This window comes from Paraburkholderia sp. BGA-UO-ETr-F12, assembly GCF_059567945.1.
In genome coordinates this window covers 234,239-258,401 of the sequence record NZ_JCAQOZ010000024.1, presented here as the reverse complement: position 1 = coordinate 258,401, position 24,163 = coordinate 234,239, and the positions used below count along the sequence as shown (strand labels likewise).

General features: G+C 60.0%; 24 protein-coding genes and 1 pseudogene. 22 read left to right on the top strand and 3 right to left on the bottom strand.

Going from position 1 to position 24,163, the window contains the following annotated elements; all coding sequences use genetic code 11:
- Positions 1–18: 18 nt before the first annotated feature.
- Positions 19–2,991: a Tn3 family transposase gene (locus AC57B6_RS10395; protein ID WP_496421233.1), complete on the bottom strand. Its 2,973-nt coding sequence runs from the start codon at positions 2,989–2,991 to the stop codon at positions 19–21.
- A gap of 153 nt (positions 2,992–3,144) precedes the next feature.
- On the opposite strand from AC57B6_RS10395, the gene AC57B6_RS10390 reads away from it, so the two are divergent.
- From AC57B6_RS10390 to AC57B6_RS10380, 3 genes are all read left to right on the top strand, one after another.
- Complete coding sequence (locus tag AC57B6_RS10390) at positions 3,145–3,708, top strand: recombinase family protein (RefSeq protein ID WP_496421232.1); 564 nt, start codon at positions 3,145–3,147, stop codon at positions 3,706–3,708.
- A gap of 288 nt (positions 3,709–3,996) precedes the next feature.
- Positions 3,997–5,541: a hypothetical protein gene (locus AC57B6_RS10385; protein ID WP_496421231.1), complete on the top strand. Its 1,545-nt coding sequence runs from the start codon at positions 3,997–3,999 to the stop codon at positions 5,539–5,541.
- A 24-nt stretch (positions 5,542–5,565) separates the two neighbouring features.
- Positions 5,566–6,156: a uracil-DNA glycosylase family protein gene (locus tag AC57B6_RS10380; RefSeq protein ID WP_496421230.1), complete on the top strand. Its 591-nt coding sequence runs from the start codon at positions 5,566–5,568 to the stop codon at positions 6,154–6,156.
- A gap of 119 nt (positions 6,157–6,275) precedes the next feature.
- Here the strand turns inward: AC57B6_RS10380 and AC57B6_RS10375 are convergent.
- Positions 6,276–6,484: pseudogene (locus tag AC57B6_RS10375) on the bottom strand (tyrosine-type recombinase/integrase); the annotation flags it as partial.
- 244 nt (positions 6,485–6,728) lie between these two features.
- Here AC57B6_RS10375 and AC57B6_RS10370 point away from each other — a divergent pair.
- The 9 genes from AC57B6_RS10370 (at position 6,729) to pxpA (ending at position 15,140) form a co-directional block, all read left to right on the top strand.
- The gene (locus AC57B6_RS10370; RefSeq protein ID WP_496421303.1) at positions 6,729–7,136 is read left to right on the top strand and encodes an NUDIX domain-containing protein; all 408 of its coding nucleotides are present in this window, start codon (positions 6,729–6,731) and stop codon (positions 7,134–7,136) included.
- Between the two features lie 30 nt (positions 7,137–7,166).
- Positions 7,167–7,700 carry an outer membrane protein assembly factor BamE domain-containing protein gene (gene bamE / locus AC57B6_RS10365; RefSeq protein WP_496421229.1) on the top strand — a complete coding sequence of 178 codons (534 nt, stop codon included), beginning with the start codon at positions 7,167–7,169 and terminating at the stop codon, positions 7,698–7,700.
- 155 nt (positions 7,701–7,855) lie between these two features.
- Positions 7,856–8,257 carry a DUF3597 domain-containing protein gene (locus tag AC57B6_RS10360; protein ID WP_496421228.1) on the top strand — a complete coding sequence of 134 codons (402 nt, stop codon included), beginning with the start codon at positions 7,856–7,858 and terminating at the stop codon, positions 8,255–8,257.
- A 156-nt stretch (positions 8,258–8,413) separates the two neighbouring features.
- The gene (locus tag AC57B6_RS10355) at positions 8,414–8,809 is read left to right on the top strand and encodes a hypothetical protein (protein WP_496421227.1); all 396 of its coding nucleotides are present in this window, start codon (positions 8,414–8,416) and stop codon (positions 8,807–8,809) included.
- A 709-nt stretch (positions 8,810–9,518) separates the two neighbouring features.
- The gene (locus AC57B6_RS10350; protein WP_496421226.1) at positions 9,519–11,834 is read left to right on the top strand and encodes a bifunctional diguanylate cyclase/phosphodiesterase; all 2,316 of its coding nucleotides are present in this window, start codon (positions 9,519–9,521) and stop codon (positions 11,832–11,834) included.
- Between the two features lie 5 nt (positions 11,835–11,839).
- Positions 11,840–12,874, top strand: coding sequence for a helix-turn-helix transcriptional regulator (locus tag AC57B6_RS10345; RefSeq protein WP_496421225.1), 1,035 nt, complete (start codon positions 11,840–11,842; stop codon positions 12,872–12,874).
- Between the two features lie 178 nt (positions 12,875–13,052).
- A complete protein-coding gene (gene dctP / locus AC57B6_RS10340) occupies positions 13,053–14,123 on the top strand; it encodes a TRAP transporter substrate-binding protein DctP (protein ID WP_496421224.1) in 1,071 nt (356 codons plus the stop codon).
- Positions 14,072–14,380, top strand: coding sequence for a hypothetical protein (locus AC57B6_RS10335; RefSeq protein ID WP_496421307.1), 309 nt, complete (start codon positions 14,072–14,074; stop codon positions 14,378–14,380). The genes dctP and AC57B6_RS10335 overlap by 52 nt, the downstream gene beginning before the upstream one ends.
- Positions 14,361–15,140 (top strand): 5-oxoprolinase subunit PxpA, encoded by a 780-nt coding sequence (gene pxpA, locus AC57B6_RS10330; RefSeq protein WP_496421223.1) that lies wholly within the window; start codon positions 14,361–14,363, stop codon positions 15,138–15,140. Before AC57B6_RS10335 ends, pxpA begins: the two co-directional genes overlap by 20 nt.
- Before the next feature lie 8 nt (positions 15,141–15,148).
- On the opposite strand, the gene AC57B6_RS10325 is transcribed toward pxpA, so the two are convergent.
- Entirely contained in the window at positions 15,149–15,547 is a 399-nt protein-coding gene (locus AC57B6_RS10325) for a helix-turn-helix domain-containing protein (protein ID WP_496421222.1), read from the bottom strand.
- An 84-nt stretch (positions 15,548–15,631) separates the two neighbouring features.
- Here AC57B6_RS10325 and AC57B6_RS10320 point away from each other — a divergent pair, with 84 nt between their 5' ends.
- The 10 genes from AC57B6_RS10320 (at position 15,632) to AC57B6_RS10275 (ending at position 24,157) form a co-directional block, all read left to right on the top strand.
- The gene (locus tag AC57B6_RS10320) at positions 15,632–15,883 is read left to right on the top strand and encodes a DNA-binding protein (protein WP_496421221.1); all 252 of its coding nucleotides are present in this window, start codon (positions 15,632–15,634) and stop codon (positions 15,881–15,883) included.
- Between the two features lie 146 nt (positions 15,884–16,029).
- The gene (locus AC57B6_RS10315) at positions 16,030–16,689 is read left to right on the top strand and encodes a lytic transglycosylase domain-containing protein (RefSeq protein ID WP_496421220.1); all 660 of its coding nucleotides are present in this window, start codon (positions 16,030–16,032) and stop codon (positions 16,687–16,689) included.
- A gap of 77 nt (positions 16,690–16,766) precedes the next feature.
- On the top strand, positions 16,767–17,105 hold the full coding sequence (locus AC57B6_RS10310; protein WP_496421219.1) for a hypothetical protein: 339 nt from the start codon (positions 16,767–16,769) through the stop codon (positions 17,103–17,105).
- Between the two features lie 7 nt (positions 17,106–17,112).
- The gene (locus tag AC57B6_RS10305) at positions 17,113–17,550 is read left to right on the top strand and encodes a VirB3 family type IV secretion system protein (RefSeq protein WP_496421218.1); all 438 of its coding nucleotides are present in this window, start codon (positions 17,113–17,115) and stop codon (positions 17,548–17,550) included.
- Complete coding sequence (locus tag AC57B6_RS10300) at positions 17,550–20,120, top strand: VirB4 family type IV secretion system protein (RefSeq protein WP_496421217.1); 2,571 nt, start codon at positions 17,550–17,552, stop codon at positions 20,118–20,120. The genes AC57B6_RS10305 and AC57B6_RS10300 overlap by 1 nt, the downstream gene beginning before the upstream one ends.
- 25 nt (positions 20,121–20,145) lie before the next feature.
- Positions 20,146–20,919, top strand: a complete 774-nt coding sequence (locus tag AC57B6_RS10295; RefSeq protein WP_496421216.1) for a TrbJ/VirB5 family protein — start codon at positions 20,146–20,148, stop codon at positions 20,917–20,919.
- The gene (locus AC57B6_RS10290) at positions 20,909–21,154 is read left to right on the top strand and encodes a hypothetical protein (protein ID WP_496421215.1); all 246 of its coding nucleotides are present in this window, start codon (positions 20,909–20,911) and stop codon (positions 21,152–21,154) included. Before AC57B6_RS10295 ends, AC57B6_RS10290 begins: the two co-directional genes overlap by 11 nt.
- A gap of 69 nt (positions 21,155–21,223) precedes the next feature.
- Positions 21,224–22,096, top strand: a complete 873-nt coding sequence (locus AC57B6_RS10285) for a TrbL/VirB6 family protein (RefSeq protein WP_496421302.1) — start codon at positions 21,224–21,226, stop codon at positions 22,094–22,096.
- 301 nt (positions 22,097–22,397) lie between these two features.
- Entirely contained in the window at positions 22,398–23,249 is an 852-nt protein-coding gene (locus AC57B6_RS10280) for a VirB8 family type IV secretion system protein (RefSeq protein ID WP_496421214.1), read from the top strand.
- A 17-nt stretch (positions 23,250–23,266) separates the two neighbouring features.
- On the top strand, positions 23,267–24,157 hold the full coding sequence (locus AC57B6_RS10275; protein WP_496421301.1) for a TrbG/VirB9 family P-type conjugative transfer protein: 891 nt from the start codon (positions 23,267–23,269) through the stop codon (positions 24,155–24,157).
- The last annotated feature ends 6 nt before the right edge of the window (positions 24,158–24,163 follow it).

The window sequence follows — 24,163 nt, the reverse complement described above, 5'->3', positions numbered from 1 at the left end:
TAGGAACAGCCAACCGACTTAAGCCTCATTTGGGCGCCGGAGCGGTCGTAGTTCGCCACGAGCGACGGCATCCGGGACCGCAAACGAATATCGTCCCAACAGGTTGATGTGGTCGTGGCCAAACGGGGAGAGCCGCGCCACGTCTTCATCTTTCACCGCGAACCCTTCATCGCGTAGCTGCGTCAGGATCGCATCCATGTAGATCGTGTTCCACAGCACGATCATGTTGACCACCAGCCCGAGCGCGCTGAGCTGGTCTTCCTGACCTTCACGGTAACGCTGATGCAGTTCGCCGCGCTTGCCGTGAAATACATCTCGCGCGAGGCTATGGCGCCCTTCGCCGAGATTGAGTTGAAGTAGCGTGCTGCGGCGACGTGTCTCGTCATCGAGATACGTCAGCATGTGGATGGTTTTGTCGATGCGCCCGATTTCTGCAATGGCTTGCGCCAGTGGCGTGGCTTGCTTACCAACTTGTAGCGTCCGCATGATGCCGGCCGCTGGCGCTCGCCCAAGTTTCAGGGAGCCGATCAGTCGCAGCACATCGTCCCAATGAGGCGTGACACGATTCAGCTTGATGCAATGCCGCGCAAGATCGTCGAGATCGCCGTAGTCGGCGCTCGAATCGATTCTCCAGAAGCGCGCGTCACCAACGTCTGCAAGCCGGGGGCTGAAGCGATAGCCCAATAGCCGGAACAGCCCGAACACGACATCGCTGTATGCTCCCGTATCGGTCATGATGCGGGTAGGCTGCAGTTCCGTCTGCTGTTCGAGCACGACGGCGAGCAGGACCAGACTGTCGCGTAGCGTGCCGGGTACCGTAATGCCGTTGAGCCCCGTGCGCTGATCCGAAATCAGGTTGTACCAGGTGACGCCGCGGCCGCGATTGAAATACTTCGGATTCGGCGCAGCATGGACGGTGCGCACCGGCACCACGAAGCGCATCCCGTCGGCGGATGCGACGTCACCGCCGCCCCATTGCCGGGCTAGCGCAATCCGGTTTTGGGCCGCGACCAGTGTAGCGTTAGCTGCGATCAACGTCTCGTCGCGCACATAGTTTTGATCGACCCACATCAGCCGGTCACGCCGCAAGGCGGGGGTGTCCTGACGAACGAACGGCTCGGGCCCGGTATTGCACGCCTCGGCAAGCAGCACGGCACACAGGCTTGTGGTCAGATCTGCAGCACGTGCTGTGCGTTCGGTGAGATGCGTGAAGGCTTCGGCAAAGCCGGTGCGTGCCGCCATTTCCAGCAGGATTTCCGGCAAATCGACGCGCGGCATGCGCGACTTCACCTCGGCTCGTAATGCAACCAGCGACGGGGGCTCATCCAGCTTGTCGAGTGGCGTGAGCACCAGCTCGCTCTTGCCTGCGACGGTCTCGAATCGCACGGCGGGATTGTCGGGCAACCGAGCTGCGACTGCGCGATAGGTCTCATCAAGCTCCTGGGCTAGCGCGGCCAGCGCAGGCTCGGGATCAGCACTCAGGCCAAGCGAGCGACAGATGATGGGGCGTGATGCGCTCCATTCCGGTCCGCTCAGCAAACCGGCGCGCGGGTCAGCATAGCGCCAGCTCGGCGTCACAAACACATCGCGGCGCCGCAAAGCCGTCTGCAACTTGTCGAGCGTACAGAAGGCGAAGGCCGCATGATCAAGTTTGCCATCGCCCTGAACAACATGGCGCTGCCATGCCTTGTCAACAACGGTTGTCGGTGGATCGTGATCGGGCCGGTGACGCAGCCAGTCAAGCGCCTGGATCAGCGGTCCGGCAGCAGGGTTGGCCTCGAATCTGACAACCCGCAGCAGCGTAGGAAGAAAGCGCTTCACGGTTTCCTGTTTGCGCTGCAATTCCTGATAGAACACGTCGTCGGGTGGCCGGACCAATCCGGTCACGTTGACGAGGGCCTGTTCCAATGCGTCTTGTCCGATCGCCGCGTAGATACGCGTACGCAACTCCGCATCGGACAATTCCGGGTTGAGCAGCATCCTGCAAGCATCCGCCAGCGTGATCGCCGCCTTGTCGAGGTCCTTCAATGAACGCAGCCGGACCTTCCGATCGGCCTGCTCGGCTTTCGAGAACAATTCGCGCAGCAACATATCAAGAACATCAAGCGCGTCGTCCTGCGTACTCGCTTCCAGACTGTGAACAAACGCGACGAGCGTTGCCAATCGCCGGGCGGGCGGCAACCGGCTGATCGCGCTCACCTTCGCGGCGCCGGCAAACCGGGCAAGTGAGGCAAGGCGACTGGGTGGGACCTGCGCCGCCGGCAACGTGATGCCGAGCGCGCGGACGGTTTCGACGCGTCGCAATGCCTGCACGAGCGCGGGTCCACTGATCCGCACCGGTCCTTTGCGCAACCGGTCAAGCCATGACTGACGGCTGCCGTCGGCGACCGTCAGCAACTGATCCAGACGGACCTGCTGTTCGATCGTCACGTCCCGCACGAGAAGTCGCCACAAACGGCTCTCCATGCGAGCTCGAATTTCCGCTACAAAACGTTCGAGGACGGTCGCGCCCGGCAGCAATACCTTGTGTGAGATCAACCAGTTGCTGGCGTGCTCAAACAGAACGCTGGGCCGCTCGGTCCCGGTCCAGCATAATGCACATAGCCAGCGGCCGAGCCGAAAGCGGACGCCGCGCTCGACGAACTCGCGATAGTGATAACGGACACGAATCTCCGCGGTGTGCCGCCAGCGTTGCTCGCTTTCTTTATATGCAGATACGCAGCCCGGATCGACTACATTGATCTGCGGAGCGAGCAGCTGGATGACCGATTTGGGCACAGCAGTAGGGTCTTCCAGAAAGGTTCCGAGAAATCGGACCGTCGTCAGCTGGAGAGCATAGCCAAGGCGACTGGAGTCGCGCCGCTTGCGTGCAATCCATTCGCGATCTTCATCATCGAGATGGAAGTAGCGCGCGATTTCATCGGCCGACATGGCGCCGGGATACTGACCGTAGCGTTCGCGCTGGCTCGGCGTGAGAAAACTGACAGGCATCCCGCTCCTCGCGGGTCGATTGCACAAACGTTCGTTTGCGCAACAAAACTCCGCGCACGACGGGCCAAGCGTTTGCATGGTGCACAAATATATTGCACAATCAACAGCAATGGCAATTGGTTTGTGCAGCGTTACATCGGCATAGGACACGTCATGAAGCTCGGCTATGCACGCGTCTCGACGGAGTCGCAAGACAACGCCGCCCAGCTTGTCGCCTTAAAGAAGGCCGGCTGCCGACGCATATTCGAAGAGAAGGCATCCGGCGGGCGCTGGGAACGCCCCGAATTGCTGCGCGTCATCGAACAGATCCGCGAGGGTGATGTACTCATCGTCTGGAAACTGGACCGCCTTTCGCGTTCGCTGAAAGACGTGCTGAATCTGATGGAGCGAATTGAACAAGCGGGAGCGGGATTTCAGAGCCTGACGGAGGCGATTGATACGACCTCACCAGCAGGCCGGATGATGATGCAGATCGTCGGCGCTTTCGCCGAATTCGAACGAGCCATGCTGCGCGAGCGTACTCGCCATGGACTGGTAGCGGCTCGAAAAGAAGGACGGATCGGCGGGCGCCGACCCAAACTCAATGTCCGTCAACAACGAGAAATTGTGAAGCTCGTGAATTCCGGAGCGCAGACCGCTGCTGACGCCGCCAGACTGTTTAGCGTGCATCCATCCACTGTAGCGCGGCTTTTGGCACGCACTCGGCTGGCTGGATAAGGCCTTTGGGGATCAATGGAACGGAAACTGTACCTAAGCGGCTTCGGCCGGCTGATCGCGCAGCGGACGTAACTCGCCACGGCCTCCTCGTGAATGGCGAACGAATATCTACTCGCGCGTGGCTGCAAATAACGCTGGAAAATGTGCGAATAACGATCACGAGCGCGCATGCCTTCATTGGCCGGATCGACGAAATCTTGTTTTCTCACGAGATCCGGACCATATAGCTGCGCGCATCGAAGCCAGACGAGTGTCTGTTTCTTGAGGCGATGCCAAGGGGGATAGTGGATGAACCAGCCAGGTACTGTGAACCATCCGGACGAGCTATGTATTGACCGGCCAAGTAGCCACCTTATGCTGCTTGAGGCGTGGGACGGACTTTCCGCCGAATCGCAAATGCGAGTACTTCACATAGTAACTTCCAACCCGATTTACGAAGGCTTGGATTTAGCGGAAAAGGCTCTGGCGAGCCCGAACGCTTACGTTCGTTACTTGGTCGCCCGCAGCTACTGGCTTAGGTTTTCGGCCAAGGACAAAACTCGAAGAGCCGCTTTGGTTGAACGTGTCCGTCACGACCCCTCTCCGCTGGTCCGCTTTGCCCTGGACGAGCACGTCTTCCCTGATAGGTTTTTCGATTCCGAAGAGGCGCCCGAGATTTTCTGTCGCATGCCACGGGAGCAACGGCTCGCTCACTTGCGAGGACACGGCGTCGGCCGGTACTTCGCCGACGTTATGCGCAAGGCCATGGAGTTATTGATGCTGCCAGCTGAGCTGGATGAGATGGCACGGGAATTCGTGGCATGGTTGCGGGAAGAAGTATCGCACCGCACGCTGGAGTACTGGAGGTATGGGGAGCAGTACGAGGGTCTTTCGGGCCTATGGAAGGCGGTCGGAAATTTACCGGCCGCGTATGAGGATACGGCCACAAGGTTGATTGACGAGTTGCCGCCAGTGCCCGTCCTTGAAATCCTGTCCTTGTCTGCCCACAGGCTCGAACGATTCCTGCGACGCAAGGACGTCGATGGGAAGTTACGCGCCACGATCATCCTCTGCAAAGACGAACCTGGCGAAGACACACCCGAGCACGACGAATGGAAGCGGGTACTACGCGAGGCAGCTCGTGGCCACGTGGATATGAGCCTGGAGGAATTCACCGGATTGCTCTCGGATCCCACGCGCATGTGCGCAGTAGGACCTACAGACGCTCGGCTGCCGCCGGTCATGATGCGCGCAATGAATGAACGCTTATGCTGGAAATATCTAGATGACGGTCGGGTAAGGAGGTCGCATTTCAGGGCGCATGCTGAGGCGAATATATTGGCAAGGTCTCTCCTAGATGACGGGGTGGAGAAGTCGGGTTTGAGTGAGGATTCAGAATTCAGGGAGGCGTACCAGCGTTGGTTAGAACGCGACACTCAGTCCAGACTCTGGGATCTCTCGGAATTGTCAGAGGACGAGTGGCGAAAGGCCGCGCGGGAAGTCTGCATCTACCAGTTCGCCACGATGATCGCGCCGTGGCCGGATCAGCGCGTACCCGCTACGGTATTGCCAAAAGAGTTGGAGTCGGCCAAGACCCTTGCTGTCACTGGTGACCCTTGGGCCGCCTACGTCAGGCTGCGCGACTTCTTTAACACGAAGGAAAAGTTCGAAGCTCTGGCGCGCTTCACCGAAATACCGGCCTTAGTGCAAGACGCGGAAAGCGCGACGCCCGAACCAACGGTGAGCGAAACGATACACACTGCGATGCAGAAACAACTGGATGCGATAAAGCTCAAGCTGAACATCCTGCTGTGGGTGGTAGCCGCTTTGGTGGTCGCCAAGTTTTTGTTTTGACGCGGTTAAGCGCTGGGAGTAGCCGTGCCGTCCTCATTTCCGACCACCGGTAACTGCACGACCGTCACCGTTGACGGGCGCGAAGTTCGAACGCTTCGCGATATCCTCCCGGAGCGGCCTGGACTGAAGGTGCTATTCGTCGCGAAGGCTCCGGTACCGGAGAGTGTCGACGCATGTCACTACTTCCAGGGCAGACAGGGCAAAGCGCTTTGGAATCGATTGAAGGGCTATGGCCTTTTCAACCCGACCACCGAGTTCGAGGACGACTCGCTGCTCGATCATGGCTTCGGAATCGCGGACATCGTCAAGGTTCCGAGAGCGTACGGGAGCGAGCCTTCGCGAGATGAGTACAAAGATGGTATGGATCGCATTCTGGAGCTGATCCGTGTGCATCGTCCAGCCGTGATCGTGTTCGTCTACAAGAAAGTCCTCGACGAAGTGCTCCTACATCGCTTCAGCGTGCACAAAAAGTCCTCCTACGGGTTCAACCCGGATTTGACGCATCATTTCGGCACGCGAGTGTTTGTCTTCCCGATGTCGGGTATTCGGTGGTGCACGAGAGCGCAGGCGGAAACGGCGATGTGTGAGCTTGTCGAGGCAGTTGGGCGCCGGTAGGCATTCGCTCCGGTGCAAGGCCGGGCCGCCCATGTGGCCCATGTTGGCAACGCGCCGATCATCGGCCGCTAAACGTCTGGTCAACAAAGCTGCGGAACCGCGTCAGGTCCGTCTTCGCCCTATGCGCAATAGAGCGCGGTGGTCTGCACCGAAGCGTGACCAAGCAGCGTCTGCGCAGCCGGCAGCGGCACTTGATGGTCAACGACGAGCGTGCGCGCGTAGGCATGACGGAGCCAGTGCTGCGAGGTTTGATGCAGCGTCGCAGCGCCCGCTGGGTCAGTTCTTTCGAGCCGGTCGGGGCCGCCGAGACGAAGATCTCTTTCACCTCCACCAATCTGGCCACAGCTGATGAGCTGGCGCATACCCGATCGCTGCTGCAGGACGCGCAGCGACAGACCGAGCGAGCCGACGCCGAGGTTCAGGTCACGCGCCGACTCATCGATGAGATGAAAAAGGCGCCAGCGGGAACGCGCTGCGCCAAACAGAAAACGGGCTGACGGCGCTTAAGTACACTTTCCGTTCGGTTGATCCCCAATGGCCGATAACCCCCGTACATGGCTTAAGTCGGTTGGCTGTTCCGTTGCTCCCCGAACCCCAAGGTCCGCCGTGCAGAGTCGCTGGTCGACGCGGCGGGACGCGAACTCGAGGAGGAGACCTCGCTCGTTGCCGAACGGCTGACGTGGCTCTTCCAGTTTGGCGGGGCGAACACGTTGCACCACGTGTTCGTCGCCGATCTTCGCGATCATGCGGCGCCTCGCGCAGCCAATGAAATCGCCCGCTGCCAGTGGTTTCGCACGGAGAAAATTGCCCGGCTGCCAGTGAGCGTTTCGACTCGCGGCATCGTTCAGCTTGTGTCCCATCCCGATCATGGCGTCAGTGAGCCACTCCACCAAGGACGGCCCCGCGCATCTGGCGACGCAACGCGCGGCAGCGGATGGATCGATAAAGCGTTCGTGTTGAGATCAGTCGTCGAAGGGTAAAAACGGGATGTCTACAAAATGGCGAAGAAAATGTTTTTGAGGACGTGTATCGTCGCGGCCACGCTCGGCGCACTGCTTGCCGGATGCGACGATCAGAAGGTCGCTGACGCGATCAATGCGGTCAAGCCCGACCCGATGGCGTTCGGTAACCTGCAACCGGGCGTTTCGACCGTCGACGATGTGCGCCGCCAGGCCGGCAAGCCGGAGATTGTGTGGCAAAACGAAGACGGGTCGCAACGGTACGAGTATCCGCGCGGACCCAACGGCGCGAAAACGTACATGCTTGACTTCGCGCCGGATGGCAGGCTGACCACCATCACGCAGGCACTCACCGCGGAGAATTTCGCGAAGGTGGTACCGGGGATGACAAAGGACGACGTGCGCCGGTTGCTTGGCAAACCGGCAACCGTTGCCCGGTACGCGTTGAGCAAAGAGGAGGTTTTGAGCTGGCACTGGGCAGACGGCGGCTATCCTGGCGATTCGATGTTCGATGCTCATTTTTCAGTGGACGGGGTTGTCACGACGACCTCGCGCTCGGAAGCACCGGGCCATGAAAAGCATTGAAGCGCGTCGCGAAAGCCGCGTGGCTGGAGCGTGAACTGCCATTGTTGAACATGTTGCGGCGGCCGCGTCGCACACATCATGTAGCATGGGCCGGGCAGGCCTGTCACGGGCGGCACGGCGCATCCGTGAATAACCAACCCTTTGGGAGATTTGATATGAGCATCTTTGGTGACATCGTGAACAAGCTGTTCGGCAAGGCTAAGCCGGATCAAGCGCCGCCCGCGGCCGAACCCACGCCGGATCCCGCAGCAGCCCAGGCTGCCGCTCCGGACGCTGCGCCCGCGCCCGCACCGCTGGCTGACATCGACGTCGCGGCCGTGATGGATCAGCTCGTGAGCGAAAGCGGCGAAACGCTGAACTGGCGCACGTCGATCGTCGATACGATGAAGGCGCTTCGCGTCGACAGCAGCCTCGAACATCGCAAGCAGCTCGCGCAGGAACTCAAGTACGACGGCGATATGAACGACTCGGCGAGCATGAACGTCTGGCTACACAGGCAGGTGATGCAGGCGCTGGCAGCCAACGGCGGGAAGTTGCCGTCCGACCTCGCCGCCTGAGTTCGCTTCAGTCCGTGTCCCAGGCTTCGCGATGTGTCGGCGTCAACGTTGCGTTGTCTGGTGCGGTTGTTGTTGCCACTGCTCGATCGATGAATGGTCGCGCGTGCGCAGGAACCGGCGAATAGAACAGAAGGGTAGGTCCCCGGAAGCTGAACCATGAACGCCATGAACGATAAACGCGATCCTCCGCGAGGCGGCCTCGCATCGCGGCCTGGCCATGCGCCGAATATGACGCCGGTCGACATTCCCGGGGGCGTGCGCACGGATTTTCCGGACGGTAGCCATCTGATTGAGGGGCCGACCGGAGAGCGGTATCTGGTCTCCGAGTCGGGTGCTATCAGTGGGACCGTCCCTTTCATCCGGCGGGTGCAGATCGAGGATCTGTCGAAAGTGTTGCGCCACCACATCGCGCACGTGCACGACACGACACGACATCGCACACGTTGCATTTCGTTGGCGGTGGCGTGGTTTCCTATCTCCACCAGCGCGCTGGAAGCGGCATGTCGATCGAGGGAGACAATATCCTGTTCCGGACGCTCCCGGACGGCGTGATCCTCGTTTGCGGTTCGGTATGAGCCTGAAACTGTCGGAGCGGCGGACAAGGTTTTCAGGAACGACATGTGTAACGCCGGAAGGGCACGGATATGAGATCGATTGAAGTGAAAAGAACGAAACAGCAAGTACCGTGCAGCACCGCAAGCGGCGATCTGCGGTGGATGGTTGCCCAAGGCCGGCATGACGCAGATGCCCGCGGAGCGAGGCAACGTGGGCGATTCTGGAAACCATGGTTCGTCGTTGCAGCATTGCCGCTGGCGTTGCTCTTCGCCTACGGCTTTATCCGTTTCATGCTCGAACTTGTGTTCCCACACGCCGCGACACGTCACTGACGAGTAGGGCGAGATCAGCGGAGATACTCGGCGCAACTGGCCACATTACCCAACTGGATGGGCCCCCCCAGTCGTAACGGCACCAGTGCGCCAGTGGAAGTGTCGAGTAACCACTTAAACCGAAGGGGGCCTCATCGCGCGGCTGACGACGATCGCCAAAACATTGAAGCTGTGATCGTTGTTCCTTCGGGTTCTTGCAATCCACATCCCATCATGGCACTGTAACATTTCGTAAAAATCGTCCCGCCGATACGTCAGACGATTTATCGTTTTCGGATAAATCTCCACGAACACGAAGTGATCGGCTTCGTGTCACGCGTGCACTCGCGTGGAGACACGTGTGGTGACCTGATCCGGTAAGGGCGGACGACGCAATGGCTGGTGGATCTTCCGGGAAACTGATGCGGGTCGTCAGGAAATGGCGTGGACCTGCGGCACGGCGGGGGCACCCCCTGTCTCTTGCCTGGATCCCGGCGGGAACGCTCGTTATTGTCGCTGTCATCTGGAGTGCAGTTTTCCTGCGCATTCAGGCCGAACGGCGGGAAACGCACGATGCCGCCGTTGCGGCATCGGTGCAACTGGCCTCGGCATTTGCCCAGCATATTGACAGGACCGTTCACGATGCGGATGCCGCGGTCCGTTGGGTGAAATATGAATATGAGCGCTCGCCGTCGACCTTCGACCTAGGAACATACCGGCGACAGGGGCTCATCTCCGCTGACACTGCATTGCAGGTGACGCTGGTCGGCGCCAACGGCGAGGTCATGCAGACCACGACGCCCAATGCGAAGCAGGTCAATCTCGCCGACCGGCCTCATTTTCTGATCCATCAGGCCAACGCTGATGCTGGCCTGTATATCAGCCAGCCGGTGGTTGGCCGCGTATCGAATCAATGGACATTGCAGTTCACGCGCCGGTTGAATCACCCCGACGGCTCGTTCGCGGGCGTCGTTGTGGTGTCGGAAGACCCCGACTACCTCACCAACGGTTTTTACAACCTCGAGGCGCTTGGTCCTGGTGGAATGCTCGCGGTTATATCGGATAACGGCTATCTGCTGTCCCGACGAGCAGGGAGTCAGCCGGCGTCGCCAGCAGGGCCACCCGCGTCGGCGTATGGCGAGACGGTGGGCGCGAAAGGTGGTGTGTTCGATGATCCTGTCGATCACGTTCGCCGGTTTGTGACGCATCGACATCTTTCGCATTACCCAGTGGCTGTTCTTGTCGGACTGTCGGAGCACGACACGCTGGCGGGCTACCAGCATGCAAGGACGTTGTACATCCTGATGTCCAGTGTGATTACCGTCGTGCTGATTCTGAGCGCAGGGCTGATCACGAGGATGATGGGTGAGCTGCTGGCCGGCAGGGAAGAGATGCGTCATCTCGCGGGAAGGATGCAGGATCTCGCCGAAACCGACGCGTTGACCCGCTTGCCGAATCGGTACCTGCTCACCGAAACCGTGCGCCGCCAGATCGGACGCGACAGTCCGATCGACAGACTGGCGCTGCTTTTTATTGATCTCGACAACTTCAAGCGCATCAACGACGCGCTTGGTCACGAGACGGGCGACGAGCTCCTCCAGAATGTGGCGCGACGACTGGCTAAAGTGGCGGGGAAGGAGCGCCTGCTCGCCCGCGTGGGCGGTGATGAATTCGTGCTTGTCGTCGACGGCATGGGCGCATCAGTCAGGGCGCGGAACCTGGCCCAGTCGATCGTTGACGCTTTCGAGCTGGCCTTCGGCCTGCGCGGTAACAGCTATGTCATTCGCGTGAGCATTGGCATTGCTGTCTACACCGATAGCGATGACGCAGAATATGATCTCCTGAGGCAAGCCGATCTGGCAATGTACGCAGCGAAGGGTGAGGGCAAGCCTACGAACACGAGCAGGTATCGTGTCTACACACCCGACCTGTCAACGCGTGCGATGCGGGATATCGAACGTCAACAGGAATTGCAATACGCTATCCTGAACGGCGAATTTTTCCTCGAATATCAGCCGATCGTTTCCCTGAGTACGGGGGAGATCCGCGGCGTTGAAGCTCTGGCGCGCTGGCGACATCCTGAAAAGGGCACTGTCATGCCTGCGGACTTTATCCCGTTCGCCGAGAGCACGGGGTTCATCGTGCCAATTGGCGAACTGGTGCTCGAGCAGGCCTGTGCGCAATTCAGCGAGTGGCAGGAGAGTGACTCGCGACCACTCTATCTGTCGGTGAATGTTTCCGCCGCGCAGCTGGTCCACGGGGACCTGGTGCGTGTCGTACATCGATGCCTCAACCAGTACATGATCGACCCTCGCCGGTTGCAGCTGGAAATCACTGAGACCGCCATCCTTGAGGACTCCACTGCCGTGACGAGGCGGCTGAAGGAGTTGCGGCTGTCCGGCGTCAAGGTCGTGCTTGACGACTTCGGCACCGGTTACTCGTCACTGTCGCAGCTCACAAGTCTTGTGATTGACGGCGTGAAGATTGATCGCAGTTTCACGCGCGGTGTCCCCGGCGATAAGGCGGCTCTCGCGACGTTCAACAGCATTGCCTCGCTCACGCGCGATCTGGGGTTGTCCCTGATCGTCGAGGGAGTGGAGACGGAGCAGCAGGCCAACTGGCTTTGTCGCTTCGGGGATATCGAAGCCCAGGGGTTCTATTTCTCCCGGCCTGTCGCTCCAGCCGATTTGCGCGTTGGAAAAGCGGCGTAGCAATCATGCAGAAGCCCATCGTCGACCAAACGGCTGATTCGAGGCAGATCCTTTTTGACGCTGACGTCCAGATTGCGCGCGATCATGTCGTTTTGAGTCTATGGCGGAATTCCGATGCTTTCTGTGTGCTGGAGCGGCGGCTTGTCAGAAGCGACGACGTTGTATTGACCCAGATTCTCTCGCTAGAGGATGGTGACGCGTTGACGGAGTTCGCCGCAGCCGATCCGTACGGCGATCACCTGCGCGCGCAGTATCAATCTATCGACCGGGAGCGACGCGAACAGATCCGCCCCCAGACCGACCGGAAAGCCCGGAATAGCCAGGTCGATCCAGTCGAAGAAATTGGCCTGATCGATGCGTGCTCGAACGAAGGCGAACTGATGGCGCTCGCCGGTCGCGTCGTCACCCAGCTGGGAGGACGGTCCTATATCTATCACTGGTTACGGGTGAACGAGAAGACGGGGGGCGTCGACGAACAGCGCTGCCTGATTGGCTGTCATCCGGCATGGCTGCACAAGTACATCAATCGCCTGTGGTACAGGCTCGATCCATTCCTTGAGTACGCAAAGAGAAATGCAGCGCCGACGGTCGGCTCCCGCATCGATCTTGGTAGCGACGATTACTGGTTGATGAACGATGCAGTCGGATATGGTTTTCGCAGCAGCCTGGTATGTCCGGCGCATTCCCGTTCAAATGCGTGGGTCGGCGTGCTTCAGGTCAGTAATGAGCAGCCCCAGTCGACGGGCGAGGGTGCGCTCTGGGAGCATCGCGTGCTTTTGAGGGCGCTGGCTCTGGCACTACTCGATTGGCGCCTCGCAACGCTGCGCCACGAGGCAGAAAATCTCTTCAACCTGGATCAACGGGAGCTTGCTGCACTGCGCATGGTCCGCGCCGGCCGCACCGCGCTCAATGTCGCGGATAGTCTTGGCGTTTCGGAAAGAACAGCATATGCGATCTTCACGAAGATCAACGCGAAACTCGGCACGCCAAATATCGGCAAGGCCGCCGAGACGGCGGCCGCCAGCGGATTGGTTGAATAGCGAAAACGCGATTTTCGCGGAACAACCAAGTACTATACCAAACCAGTGAGCGTTTGGGAATGTCAAAATCCAGTTGGTTTTGACATGGCCTTCTTCGCTAAAGTACCTACACCGCGCCTTGGTCGCGCCCTGCGATCGAGTAGTGGTAGCCATCGTACTTTACCGACCAAACTCACCGATGATCTGGAACAAATTAGTACAACTAACAACAGATGCTGCGCTTGCGGCTGTTCTGGTTTGCGGCGCGATGATCCCTGCGGCGCATGCGGGCCAGACATGGTCAATTGCAACTGAGTACCCGGCGGATACCGTGGCTGGTCGTGGCGTCGAGTCATTTGCCGCAGCCTTGTCCAGAGAGACAGGTGGGGCCGTGACCGGCAAGACAGAATTCAAGGCAAAGCACGAGACATCGGATCTCGTGTCCGCCGTTCTGGATGACCGCCTGCAGGTAGCCGACGTGTTCACTGGAGCGCTGGCCCATCTCGATCCGATTTTCGAACTGTCTACATTGCCTTTCGAAGTCCAGTCGGTCGACGAATCCCGGCACCTTGCCTGCCTCGCAGAGTCGGCTTACCGCAATGCGTTGTCGCGCGCCGGACTTCACCTGCTGTTTATTTCGCCGTGGCCACCCACTGGATTGTGGTCGCGTCAGCCGATAGCTACGACTGCCGACATGGCAAGTCTCCGGATCCGCACATACGACGCTGCCTCAGCCACGGTGCTATCAGGCTTCGGCGCGCACGCAGCGGCCCTCCCGGTTCAGGACGTCAGGCCGCTGCTGCGCATTGGCGCGCTCGACGGTGTTCTGTCGTCTGGCGATGGGGCGGTCGGGAAATCACTGCAAGCGGATCTGCCCAACTTCGCCGCGATCCATTACGCGTTCCCCGTTTCGTTTGTCGTCATGAGCCAGGCGCGGTATGAGGCGCTTCCGGAACATCTGCGGCACGCGCTGGACAAAGCAGGCGCTGTAGTGCAACAGGAGCAGTGGGCGGTGCTGCCGGCACGCATCGAGCGGAACTATACGGAGATGCGGCGTGCGGGCGTAGCCGTCAATACGTCCATCGACGACACATTGCGCGAACGTCTTCACGAAGTGGGGCAGGCACGTCTGAATGACTGGCTTTCTCGGGTCTCACCGGATGAGTCCGACATCGTCACGCGGTTCCGGGTAAAGGGGGCGCCATCGGCGCAGAACGCATGTCCATTGACCTTGTTAGAAGCCGCGCATTGCGCACACAAACTGTCCTGAGTGGTCGTGCGCTCGCAGCAGCCGTTGTGATCGCGTACCTGCTGATGTTTGCCGCGAGCTTATCGCACATGTCTGCCCGGGAGCGCACAGAGACGCTGCTGCCCGAGAGCGCGCCGTCAATCATGGTGCTGCGTGTTCAGGGCAGCAGCGCTGTGTGTGATTTCAGAAACGTGGTGATTGGTGACGGCGCTGTCCGCACCGGCCGCCGTTGTGTAACTGAACAGCATGAGGCAAAGCATGAAAGAGAAAACAATTGATCTGAACGTCGACATTGGCGAGGGTTTCGGCCATGACATTGAACTACTTGGCTACGCCACGTCGGTCAACGTCGCATGCGGATGGCATGCTGGCGATCCGCTGACCATGCGACGCGTTACGACGGAGGCAATACGTCGGGGCGTTGCGATCGGCGCGCATCCCAGCTTTCCTGATCGCGAGAATTTCGGTCGGGCTGTCATGACCCTTTCGCCGGATGAGGTGTACGCCGGCGTGCAATACCAGGCCGGTGCGCTTGCTGCGGTTGTGGCGGGGCTGAGTGGCCGCGTCATGCATGTGAAGCCGCACGGAGCCTTATACAACCAGGCCGAGGAGGACGCTGACCTGGCCCGCGCCATTGTGCACGCTGTCCGTGATATGGATCCCGACCTTGCGATATTCGGCCTCGCGGGCGGGCAACTCGTCCGGATTGCGCGCGAAGAAGGGCTAGTCGCGATCGAGGAGGGTTTCGCCGACCGCGCCTATACGCCGGCAGGCAAGCTGGTGCCTCGATCCCAGCCGAACGCGCTGCTCGAGAACGACGGCCAAGCCTGTGAACAAGCCATCAGCATGGTATGCGATCGTCGCGTCCGGGCATCTGACGGCAGTTGGGTCGCGACTAACCCGCAGACGCTGTGCCTGCATGGAGACGGATCGCACGCGGTGGCCTTCGCGAGTCAGGTTCGCGCTGCTCTGGCGAAAGCAGGGGTGGTGATTTTACCCGCCAACTGTTCCAGTCCGGCGGAGTCGATCACCGCGTGATGAAGTAGTCAGGAAATCAGGTCGACTGCCTTCTGCACGACAAGTGGATCGACCTGACCGTTCTCCGCGGAGGTTTGATAGACAAGGGCGACGAGCTTGGACTTCTTTTCAACGTCAATCGAATGGCTTGCGTTGGAAAGAGCCGATTCAACAGCGACGAACACGTTGCGTAGCAAGGCTTCGTTAACTACCCCGCCGTGAGGAGAGCGTTTTCCGGTAACCAAATACCCGATATCGAACCCGTGCGTTGCAAGTGCGGCCAGATAGCTGACGTCAGGGAGCCGGACGGACTGTTCGTAATTGAACTGCGTACGCCTGCTAACTCCTGCGATGGCTTTCATGTCGCCTTGAGCAAGGCCCATACGTTCGCGCTCGGCAATCAATCTGGCGCCGAATGTTTCTGGCATAAATGTGCTCAAAGTTTGACAATAGGAACAAACGTGCCTATATTGTGTGAAATTGAATAATTTTGCTCAGTATACGGCGATCGCATGCGACTCAAAACCTTAAAGGAAGTCCGGGCAGAGTTCGATCGGTGTGGCATTTCCGTTTCGGGCTGGGCCGTAAAACATGGAATCCCTCGCAACATCGTTAACGGTGTGCTGCAAGGGCGACTTAAGGGCAGGCGCGGACACGCGCACAACGCGGCGGTCTTGCTGGGATTGAAGGACGGCGTCGTAAATCGCGAGAACGAGCCGAGCGAGCCGGATCTTTGCGAGGTAACGCCAGCCAGGGAAGGGTAGGTGAGGGTGTAGGAGCGGTCAGCGCCGATGTAGCGAGCATTGGCGCCGACCTGACCAGTTGTTGGAACCTGAGAGGTCGACAATGGCTAAAGCCATTATATCGTTCGGGCACAGTCGGCGACATAACGTTGGCGAAGGGGGAAGTGATGCTTGATTTCAACTCCCTGGCCCAGCAATGCGCGCCGAACGTACACCCCACGACGCTTCAGGCAGTCGTAAGGACTGAGTCCGGCTTCAATCCGTACGCGATCGGCGTCGTTGGTGGCCACCTTGTTCGCCAGCCGCGTGACCGTGCTGAAGCGGTGGTGACGGCGAAAGCGCTCGAAGCGCAAGGCATCAATTTCAGCATGGGGCTTGGACAGGTCAACAGGACCAATCTCGCCCGCTACGGACTGACCTACGAAACCGCCTTCGACCCGTGCGAAAACCTGCGCGCGGGCAGTGCCATCCTGCACGACTGCTATCAGCGGGCGACCGCAGCAATGGGGCAGGGAACACCCGCATTACGTGCTGCGATCAGCTGTTACTACAGCGGTAATTTCTCGCGCGGCGAGGCAGCCGATGCCGACGGCACCAGTTACGTCCAGCGAGTTGTTGCCAACGCCCAGATGGCGGCAGGTTCAACCAACGTCGTTCCGGCGATTCCTGTTGTGATGGACCGTCAGTCCGGCAGACCGGCGCACGCTGCAGCACCCGATGCCAAAAACTATTCCGCGCATCGAGGCGGCTCAAAACAACGGCTGGCCGCACCGCACCCGTCGTGGGACGCGTTCGGCGATTCTGCCTGCGACGATGACTGCAACTGATCTGAGCCGCGACGACGCGGCCTGATCTCGACCACCTGAAAGGAGAAGCCATGCATCGCAATGCAAAACTTAAAATCATGAAATCAGTACAACTGAAAGGTAATGCGTATCGCATAACGGCGCAGCGAATCGTGACCCGCGCATGCCAAACGGTGGCATTGGGCATCGCGATCGGCCCCGAAGTCGCATTCGCGGGTGGGGGGCTGGACTCAGCAACGCAGGGCGCGACCACTTTCAAGATCTGGCTCTATTCGTTCCTCGGCGTGGTCGCCGCCTGCGTGCTGATGTGGAAAGGGGCGGAGTGCTGGGCCGATCGCGCGCACTGGAGCGAGTTTGTGACGATGTGCGGCAAGGTGGCGGCGGTGGGCTCGGTGGTCGGCGTGCTCGCACCTTATCTGTGGAACATGTTCAGCTGAGCACGCCATGTCGGATGAAAAAACCCGCTATCCCGGATTCAACGGCCTTGGCCGCACGGCGGCCATCTGGGGCGTTCCTTATATGGCGACGCTGGTTGTCGTCGTCGCGTCGATGTTTGTCGGCGTGCTGATTTCCTTCTTCGTCGGACCAGGCGGTCTGCTGTTCGTCTTCCTGGGCTTTCCGGTGCTGCTGTATTTCAAGCACATCTGCGAAACCGACGACCAGGGTCTGCGGATCATGTGGCTCGAACTGCGCTGCCGCTTCTACTTCTGGCAGCTGCGGGTCCGCGCGCGGCTAAATGCCGGGCGAGCTGCCCCGCGCTTCGGCAATACCGCTACGCTCGCGCCGCTGCGATACGGACGGCAACGTCGCGTCTACCGCGATTTTTTCAAACCGTTGTCCAAGAGTGAGCGCCGGCTGCGTGAGCTCGATCCGGAGGCCTGATGCAAAGCAGACCCGCCGTCACCAGCGAAATCCTCGGCGCGATCGGCGCCGTGGAAGACTGGATTCCGAAGTACGGGCATCCGGTCACGAAACACGTACAGCACCTGGAGGGCAACCGGTTCATGGTGACGCTGGCCATGCGCGGCGTGCCGTTCGAGGTGCACGAGAACGTCGCGATGGAGCGCATGTTCGATCGCGATACGGAAGCGTACAGCAAGCTGGGTCGCGACCTGGGTGGCCGCCTTGGATATCACGCAACGTTCGTGCGACAGCGCGTAAGTTTTGATCGCGTGTACCGGTTCAAACAACGCTTCCTGCAGTGGTTCGTACGCGAGTACATCGGGCGACGTTTCGGAGACGAAAAGTTCTTCGAGAACCGCTACTACCTGTCGCTGATCCTGAAATACGAGGAGTTCGACGACGGGTTGAAAGAAATCGGGTCTCTCGCACAACAGGCGCTGCTGCAGTTCGCCGAGTATGAAGCCGAGTTGCTTGAAGTGTACGAGCGCAAGCACATGAACGGCACGAAGATGCTGTTCTCGCCCCTGTATGGGCTCGTCAGTTATCTCGTCAATGGGAAGACCGGCGATCTGCCGGTCGCAGCGGAACCCGGCACCGATGTCATCCCGTCGAGCCATCTGCATTTTGGGTACAACACGCTCGAGATCGGAGCGAGCGACGTGCCGGCGTACCGGCGCGTTGCAACCTGCCTCGACCTTCGCAGTTGCCCGGAGAAGCCGGGCTGGGGCCAGCTCGACCCGTTGATCACGTTGAACATGGAATTCACGATTACGCATACGTTCAACTGCATGACGGGATTCGAGTCAAACCGGACCATCGATTCGGCAATCAACAAGCTGGAGTCGGCCGGCGACAAGGCGAAGCATCAGGTCAAGGAACTGCGCGACGCACAGGGTTACGTGAACACGGGTGAACTGTCGTTCGGCGAGTATCACGGTGCGGCGGTTATCTACGGCGAAACAGCGAAAGAGGCGCTGGAGAACGCCGACAGGTTTGCGTCCCGTTCGCGCAACGAGTGTGGAGTTGAATGGTCGCCCGCGACGGGATCGGCGCCGTTCACGTACTTCTCACAGGTCCCGGGCGCGCGAGTCAAACCGCGACCGAAAGTGCAGTCCTCGCGCAATTTCGCGGCGATGTACACGTGCCATGACTACTCGTCTGGCAAGGCAGAGGGCAACCCTATTGGTGACGGGTCAGCTGTCATCCCGTTTCGCTCGGATTCGGGCGTCTACAACTACAGTTCGCACGCGAGCCGGATGGGGGACATCAACGTTTCGGAGAAGGTCGCCGGCCATTTTGAAGCGAAAGGCACGACGGGCAGCGGCAAGTCTACGGTCGTCGTGGCGGCGACGGGCATGCTGTCCCGCTTCGATCCGATGCTGTACGTGCTGGACAAGGGCCGTGGCTGGGAAGTGTTCATCCGGGCGATGGGCGGCGCCTATGTCTATCTGGAGAAAGGCAAGCCGACTGAATGGGCGCCGTTTGAGCTCGCCGACACGCCAGACAATCGCGAATTCCTGTATGGGCTCGCCGAACTGTGCGGCAGGAAGAACGGTGTCGACCATCAGGGTAAGCCAATCAAGATCGACCTGACGGCCGGCGAGAAGATTCACTGCCGCAACGCCGTCGATGCGGTAATGGGGGTCGATGACGTTCGGCTGCGCCGCTTCAGCCTGCTACTGGACAGCATTCCGGACGAAGGCGACGACGGCCTGCGCGCACGTCTGTCGATCTGGTGCAAGTCGGAGGGCGGCCGGTTCTGGTGGGTGTTCGATAACCCGCCCAATCTCTCCTTGAACATGAGCGAGCAACGCTGGATCGGCTTCGATGTTGAATCGTTTCTTGTCGAGAACTATGAGCCGTCGGAGCCTGCATTTGCCTACCTGTTCCATCTCAAGAAACTGATGCGTCGGGAAGGCACCCTGATGCTGACCGTAATCGAGGAGTACTGGCTGCCGCTGCGCTTTCGCACGATCCGCGAGCAGATCGAGGAAACGCTGGCGAGCGGGCGTAAGGAAGGGGAATTCATGGGACTGATCACGCAACAGCCGGAGCAGGCGCAGCGGGCGGCAGACCTGTTTCCCGCGCTGCGCAGTCTGGTCGCGACGAAGATCTGGCTGGCCGATCCGGCGGCCGAAGAAGAGGCCTATCTGCGCGACGGCATGACCCGCAAGGAGTTCAGGGAATTCAAAAAACTCACGCCACAGTCGCGCCGATTCCTGATCAAGCAGGGCAACCAGTCGGCCTTCGCCAGTTTCGACCTGAGCGGCCTGGAAGATGCGATTGCGGTGTTCTCTGGCGATCGCGAGAACGCACTGATCTGCGACGGGGTGCGCGCCGAGTTTGGCGACGATCCGGACGTCTGGCTGCCCGTTTATCTGTACCGCGTGTTCGAACGCAAGCTGCGCACGCGGCTCGCGGCGAAGCACGGCGCCGATGAGCGTTTGTGGTCCGCCGAGCTGCAGCGCGGCCTCGAGCGCAAACGGGCCGAACTTGCGCAGATCTATCCACCGGTTAATCAGCCGGTGGATGACGAAGTCTTTGCTTAACGTGCTGAAACGTGAGGAGGTAGCAATGAACAGCACCGATGTCTATCCGGCCGTGCGCCGGCCGGTTGACCCAGCGATCTGGAACCTTCGCGAGGCGCTGCGGGCACGATCAACGCGCGCCGGCATGAGCGCCTTTGCCTATCTGCCGGGAATTACGCTTTGGCCTCGTCGCAGTCTGGTCGCGTTGTTGTGCGCGTGTGCGTTTTCACAGGCTCACGCGCAGGGTGTGCCGACCATCTCGCCGGCGGAGCTCGCGCAACAGATGATGCAGGTCGAGCAGTTGGGGCAGCAGATCCAGAATCAGGAAGACCAGTACCGTGCGCTGACTGGCAACAGCAGTTTCGGCAACATCATGAACGATGCGTCGCTGCGTAACTACCTTCCGGAACAGTGGCAAAACATTTACGACCAGGCGAAGAACGGCGGTCTCTCGGGTATCAGTTCGTCGATGCGTTCGATCGAGCAGCAGGAAAGCATGACCGGTGCCGGCACGCCCGGTCAGCAGCGCTATTACGACACGCTCGCGGCCAACAAGGCGATGAACGAGCAGGCGTACAGCGCGACGATGGCGCGCCTGAACAACATCCAGTCGCTCATGCAGCAGTCCAATCTGACGCAGGATCCGGCACAGAAAGCGGATCTCCAGAATCGCATGGCCGCAGAAGAGGCGATGGTCACGAATGACCAGACGCGGCTGCAGCTCACCGCGCAACTGCAGCAGGCTGAGCTGAAACTTGCCGAAGAGCAGCGCGATCGTGAATTCGACAACGCATTCCTGGGGAAAACCAATGATCAATAAGACACTTCTCGGCTCGATCATCGCTTTGCTGGTCGCGATCGCGGGCTACCTCGGATACCTCGCGTGGGATCGTCACCAGCACAACCTGCAGGAAGAGCAACAGCAGCAGCAGGATCTGAAGTTCGATGCGGCGTTTCTCGGCACGACGCCTGAGAAACTCGCCGCCGAGCGTAAGGCGAAGGGCATCAACGCCGCAAGCGACGATGCCGAAGCCAGCGCGGCCGGGCTGAAGTAATCGGGTTTGTCCATCAACCCCTGACCGAAGCAGGAGATATCCGTGGCAGACGTCCAGCTTTTCACCTCAATGACCAATTCGTTCGACCAGAACGTGTTGAACACGATCTCGACCGGTTCGACCCGCATCATTTCGCTGATCTCTCCGTTGATGGCCACCTGCTTCAGCATCTATGTCCTGTTGATTCTCTGGACGTACTGGCAGGGGCGCAACGACGAGCCGATCAACGATTTCCTGATGCGCATGGCAACGTGGGCGCTCATCCTGACCTGCGGGATGAACATCCAGTTCTACAGTGAGTACGTCGTTCCATTCTTCAATGGTCTTGGCGAACAACTGGCCGGCGCGCTGACCAATGGTAGCAACCCGGTGTCCGGCCTCGATAACCTGCTCAATGCATACATCCATGCAGCCCAGGCGATCTATGCGCAGGCGTCCGGCCTGAAGGTTATTGCGGCCATCTGGACGATCGCCCTGATGATCATTTTCGGTGGCCCGTTCATGGCGATAGCCATTGCGTACATCATTCTGGCGAAGTTTGCGCTTGGGCTTCTGCTCGCACTCGGTCCATTGTTCATCTCAGCGGCGCTCTTCCCACCATCGAGACAGTTCTTCTGGAACTGGGTCGGTCAATGCATGAACTACACCCTGCTGGTCGCGCTCTTCGCGGCTGCATGTGCACTCGAAGTAAATTTCGCGATGGGCGTGGTACCGCTGAACGGATCCCCCTCTATAGCGCAGGTTATTGACCTGGACATCATGGGGCTGGCCTTCTGGGTTATCTCGCTTAACCTGCCGGGTTTGGCTTCGTCTCTCGCGGGCGGTGTCGGTATCTCGACGATGGTGGGCAAGCTGGGTAGCGTCGCGAGATTTGCCGGCTCGCTTGGAAAAATGGGCGGCGGCGGATCGCCGAAGACCGGCGGTAGCTTGAGTGAGGCGTAAAAAATGATCAGGTTATTCAAGACAATCGCACGTTGGTGGCTTATCGCGGCGGTGGTGGCAACGATCGGCGCGATGGTATCGATCAAGCTGTTTTACTAGATGCCACGCAATACGCCTGTTTTGCTCAATCCAAAGGAGAAACGGAGACCATGAAATCTCCTGTCGCTATTTTACTGATGGCCTTCGCGCTGCAGGCGTGCAGCTCGGCGCCAAAGCCACCCGAGCCGACTGGTCAGTGGGTACCCGTCAATCAACCGTTGGCCCAGCAGTCGGGCCATACGGAACCGAAGTGAGGAACAGGATGGCATCGACTATCAGGCAATGGTTTGCGTCGGGAGCGAACGCGCGCAAACGTAAGGGAAGCCCGGTCGGGTCGACCACGCGCGCAGACGCGCCGGTGAGCGGTGTTGAGTCAGGTGAGCGCGATGCGGTCGGCTGGTATCTGAAACAGGCACAGGCCTTCGAGAAGTCGAAGGTCGAAGCGGCGGAAGAGAAGGCCCGTATCGCGGACCGGCGCTCGGTGCTCTCGGGCGTTGTCGCTCTCGCCGCTGTTTCTGGCATGGGGGCTTTAGGACTCCTAAGGCGGCCGAACCCACCGGCTGTGCTGCGCGTCAACGACACGACAGGGAAGGTGGACGTGTTGCCGACAACCGCGAACGGACACGTTACGTTTTCCGAGAAAACCGATCGCGCGGATCTGCACCGTTACGTCGAACTACGCGAGAGCTACGACTGGGAGACGATTTCGGACACGCACGCCGCGGTGATGTTCATGAGCGACGACCACGAGAAGGAAGCCTATGACGGGCTGGTGCGCGGCCCGGTGGGCCCGCTCAAGCTTCTGAAGGATCAGGCGCGGGTCATTGCACACGTCGGTTCGATCACGTTCGCACCCGCCGCACAGGTGTTCTTCTCGCGTCAACTGGTCCCACTGAATCCCGCAGCGAAACGGCCGGATCCGACGTACTGGATTGCGACGGTCGCATTCGAGCGTGTCAACGTTCCGGAAAAGCAGGATCAGCAGGATCTCAACGCGGACGGTTTCCGCTGCACGAGCTACGAGGTCACGCGAGACTGGACCCGGGCGCCCGCCGATGCCGGGGCGACGTCGGGATCGGCGTCGGGCTCTGCGGCAGCCGGAGGTGGAGCATGAAAGGACGAACGATCCGGATGTCAGCAGGCGCAGCGGCGGTCGCACTAGGCTTCGCGTTGGCGCCGATCCACGCGCGAGCGCTCGAAACGCCACGCAGCTGCGGGTCGGACCCGCACATCCAGTGCGCGACCTACGATCCGGATCAGGCCTATCGTGTGGCGACCATGCCGGGGCGTGCGGTGATGATCCAGTTCGAGCCAGGCGAACACATCATCAACAGCGGCGAGGGCATCGGAGACGGCAAGGCCTGGCACGTGGCCATCAACGACAGTGGCGCGATGCTCAAACCGGGTGCGCCGCAGCCAGAAACCAATCTTCTGCTGGTCACCAACCGGCGCACCTATCCGCTCTCGCTTGTTGACGTGTCGGCCGCACAGCCGGCGACATGGATACTGCGTTTCGACTATCCGGACACCCGTGCCAAAGCGGCGAGCGCGCAGCTACGCCGTGCGCAGGCGGTAAGCGCTGCGCTGGGCAGTCAACAGGGCAATGGGCCGGCCATTCCCGCATCGATCGTGAGCAGCGTGGGCGCTGCGAAATCCACGCCTGTGGCGTCAGTTCCCGCGGCCAATATCCAGTACATGATGCGCGGAGATCGTGCACTCGCGCCGACCGCGCTGTGGGACGACGGCCGATTCACGTACTTCAAGTACGCAACCGCGCGTGACCTGCCGACGATCTTCACGAAGCTTCCCGACGGTGGCGAGGCGACGGCGAACTTCCATATGGAGGGCGATACGGTCGTCGTGCACGAAGTGTCGAAGTCGTTTGTCATCCGCTACGGCCAGTCGGTGCTGGGTATCCGCAACGACGGCTATTCGCCTGATGGTCATTACAACCGTTCGGGCTCGTCGGTACCGGGCAGCGCGCGCATCGCACGTGACCATACCGATGCACCGACGAACTGATCAGGG

Bases quoted from the DNA above. Each gene is read 5' to 3' on its own strand.
- AC57B6_RS10295 (WP_496421216.1), top strand. From the start codon at position 20,146: ATGAACAGCACCGATGTCTATCCGGCCGTGCGCCGGCCGGTTGACCCA.
- AC57B6_RS10335 (WP_496421307.1), top strand. From the start codon at position 14,072: ATGTCCATTGACCTTGTTAGAAGCCGCGCATTGCGCACACAAACTGTC.
- AC57B6_RS10315 (WP_496421220.1), top strand. From the start codon at position 16,030: ATGCTTGATTTCAACTCCCTGGCCCAGCAATGCGCGCCGAACGTACAC.
- dctP (WP_496421224.1), top strand. From the start codon at position 13,053: ATGATCTGGAACAAATTAGTACAACTAACAACAGATGCTGCGCTTGCG.
- pxpA (WP_496421223.1), top strand. From the start codon at position 14,361: ATGAAAGAGAAAACAATTGATCTGAACGTCGACATTGGCGAGGGTTTC.
- AC57B6_RS10355 (WP_496421227.1), top strand. From the start codon at position 8,414: ATGAACGCCATGAACGATAAACGCGATCCTCCGCGAGGCGGCCTCGCA.
- AC57B6_RS10275 (WP_496421301.1), top strand. From the start codon at position 23,267: ATGTCAGCAGGCGCAGCGGCGGTCGCACTAGGCTTCGCGTTGGCGCCG.
- AC57B6_RS10310 (WP_496421219.1), top strand. From the start codon at position 16,767: ATGAAATCAGTACAACTGAAAGGTAATGCGTATCGCATAACGGCGCAG.
- AC57B6_RS10280 (WP_496421214.1), top strand. From the start codon at position 22,398: ATGGCATCGACTATCAGGCAATGGTTTGCGTCGGGAGCGAACGCGCGC.
- bamE (WP_496421229.1), top strand. From the start codon at position 7,167: ATGTTTTTGAGGACGTGTATCGTCGCGGCCACGCTCGGCGCACTGCTT.
- AC57B6_RS10305 (WP_496421218.1), top strand. From the start codon at position 17,113: ATGTCGGATGAAAAAACCCGCTATCCCGGATTCAACGGCCTTGGCCGC.
- AC57B6_RS10395 (WP_496421233.1), bottom strand. From the start codon at position 2,991: ATGCCTGTCAGTTTTCTCACGCCGAGCCAGCGCGAACGCTACGGTCAG.
- AC57B6_RS10320 (WP_496421221.1), top strand. From the start codon at position 15,632: ATGCGACTCAAAACCTTAAAGGAAGTCCGGGCAGAGTTCGATCGGTGT.
- AC57B6_RS10360 (WP_496421228.1), top strand. From the start codon at position 7,856: ATGAGCATCTTTGGTGACATCGTGAACAAGCTGTTCGGCAAGGCTAAG.
- AC57B6_RS10285 (WP_496421302.1), top strand. From the start codon at position 21,224: ATGACCAATTCGTTCGACCAGAACGTGTTGAACACGATCTCGACCGGT.
- AC57B6_RS10345 (WP_496421225.1), top strand. From the start codon at position 11,840: ATGCAGAAGCCCATCGTCGACCAAACGGCTGATTCGAGGCAGATCCTT.
- AC57B6_RS10300 (WP_496421217.1), top strand. From the start codon at position 17,550: ATGCAAAGCAGACCCGCCGTCACCAGCGAAATCCTCGGCGCGATCGGC.
- AC57B6_RS10350 (WP_496421226.1), top strand. From the start codon at position 9,519: ATGGCTGGTGGATCTTCCGGGAAACTGATGCGGGTCGTCAGGAAATGG.
- AC57B6_RS10325 (WP_496421222.1), bottom strand. From the start codon at position 15,547: ATGCCAGAAACATTCGGCGCCAGATTGATTGCCGAGCGCGAACGTATG.
- AC57B6_RS10390 (WP_496421232.1), top strand. From the start codon at position 3,145: ATGAAGCTCGGCTATGCACGCGTCTCGACGGAGTCGCAAGACAACGCC.
- AC57B6_RS10290 (WP_496421215.1), top strand. From the start codon at position 20,909: ATGATCAATAAGACACTTCTCGGCTCGATCATCGCTTTGCTGGTCGCG.
- AC57B6_RS10385 (WP_496421231.1), top strand. From the start codon at position 3,997: ATGAACCAGCCAGGTACTGTGAACCATCCGGACGAGCTATGTATTGAC.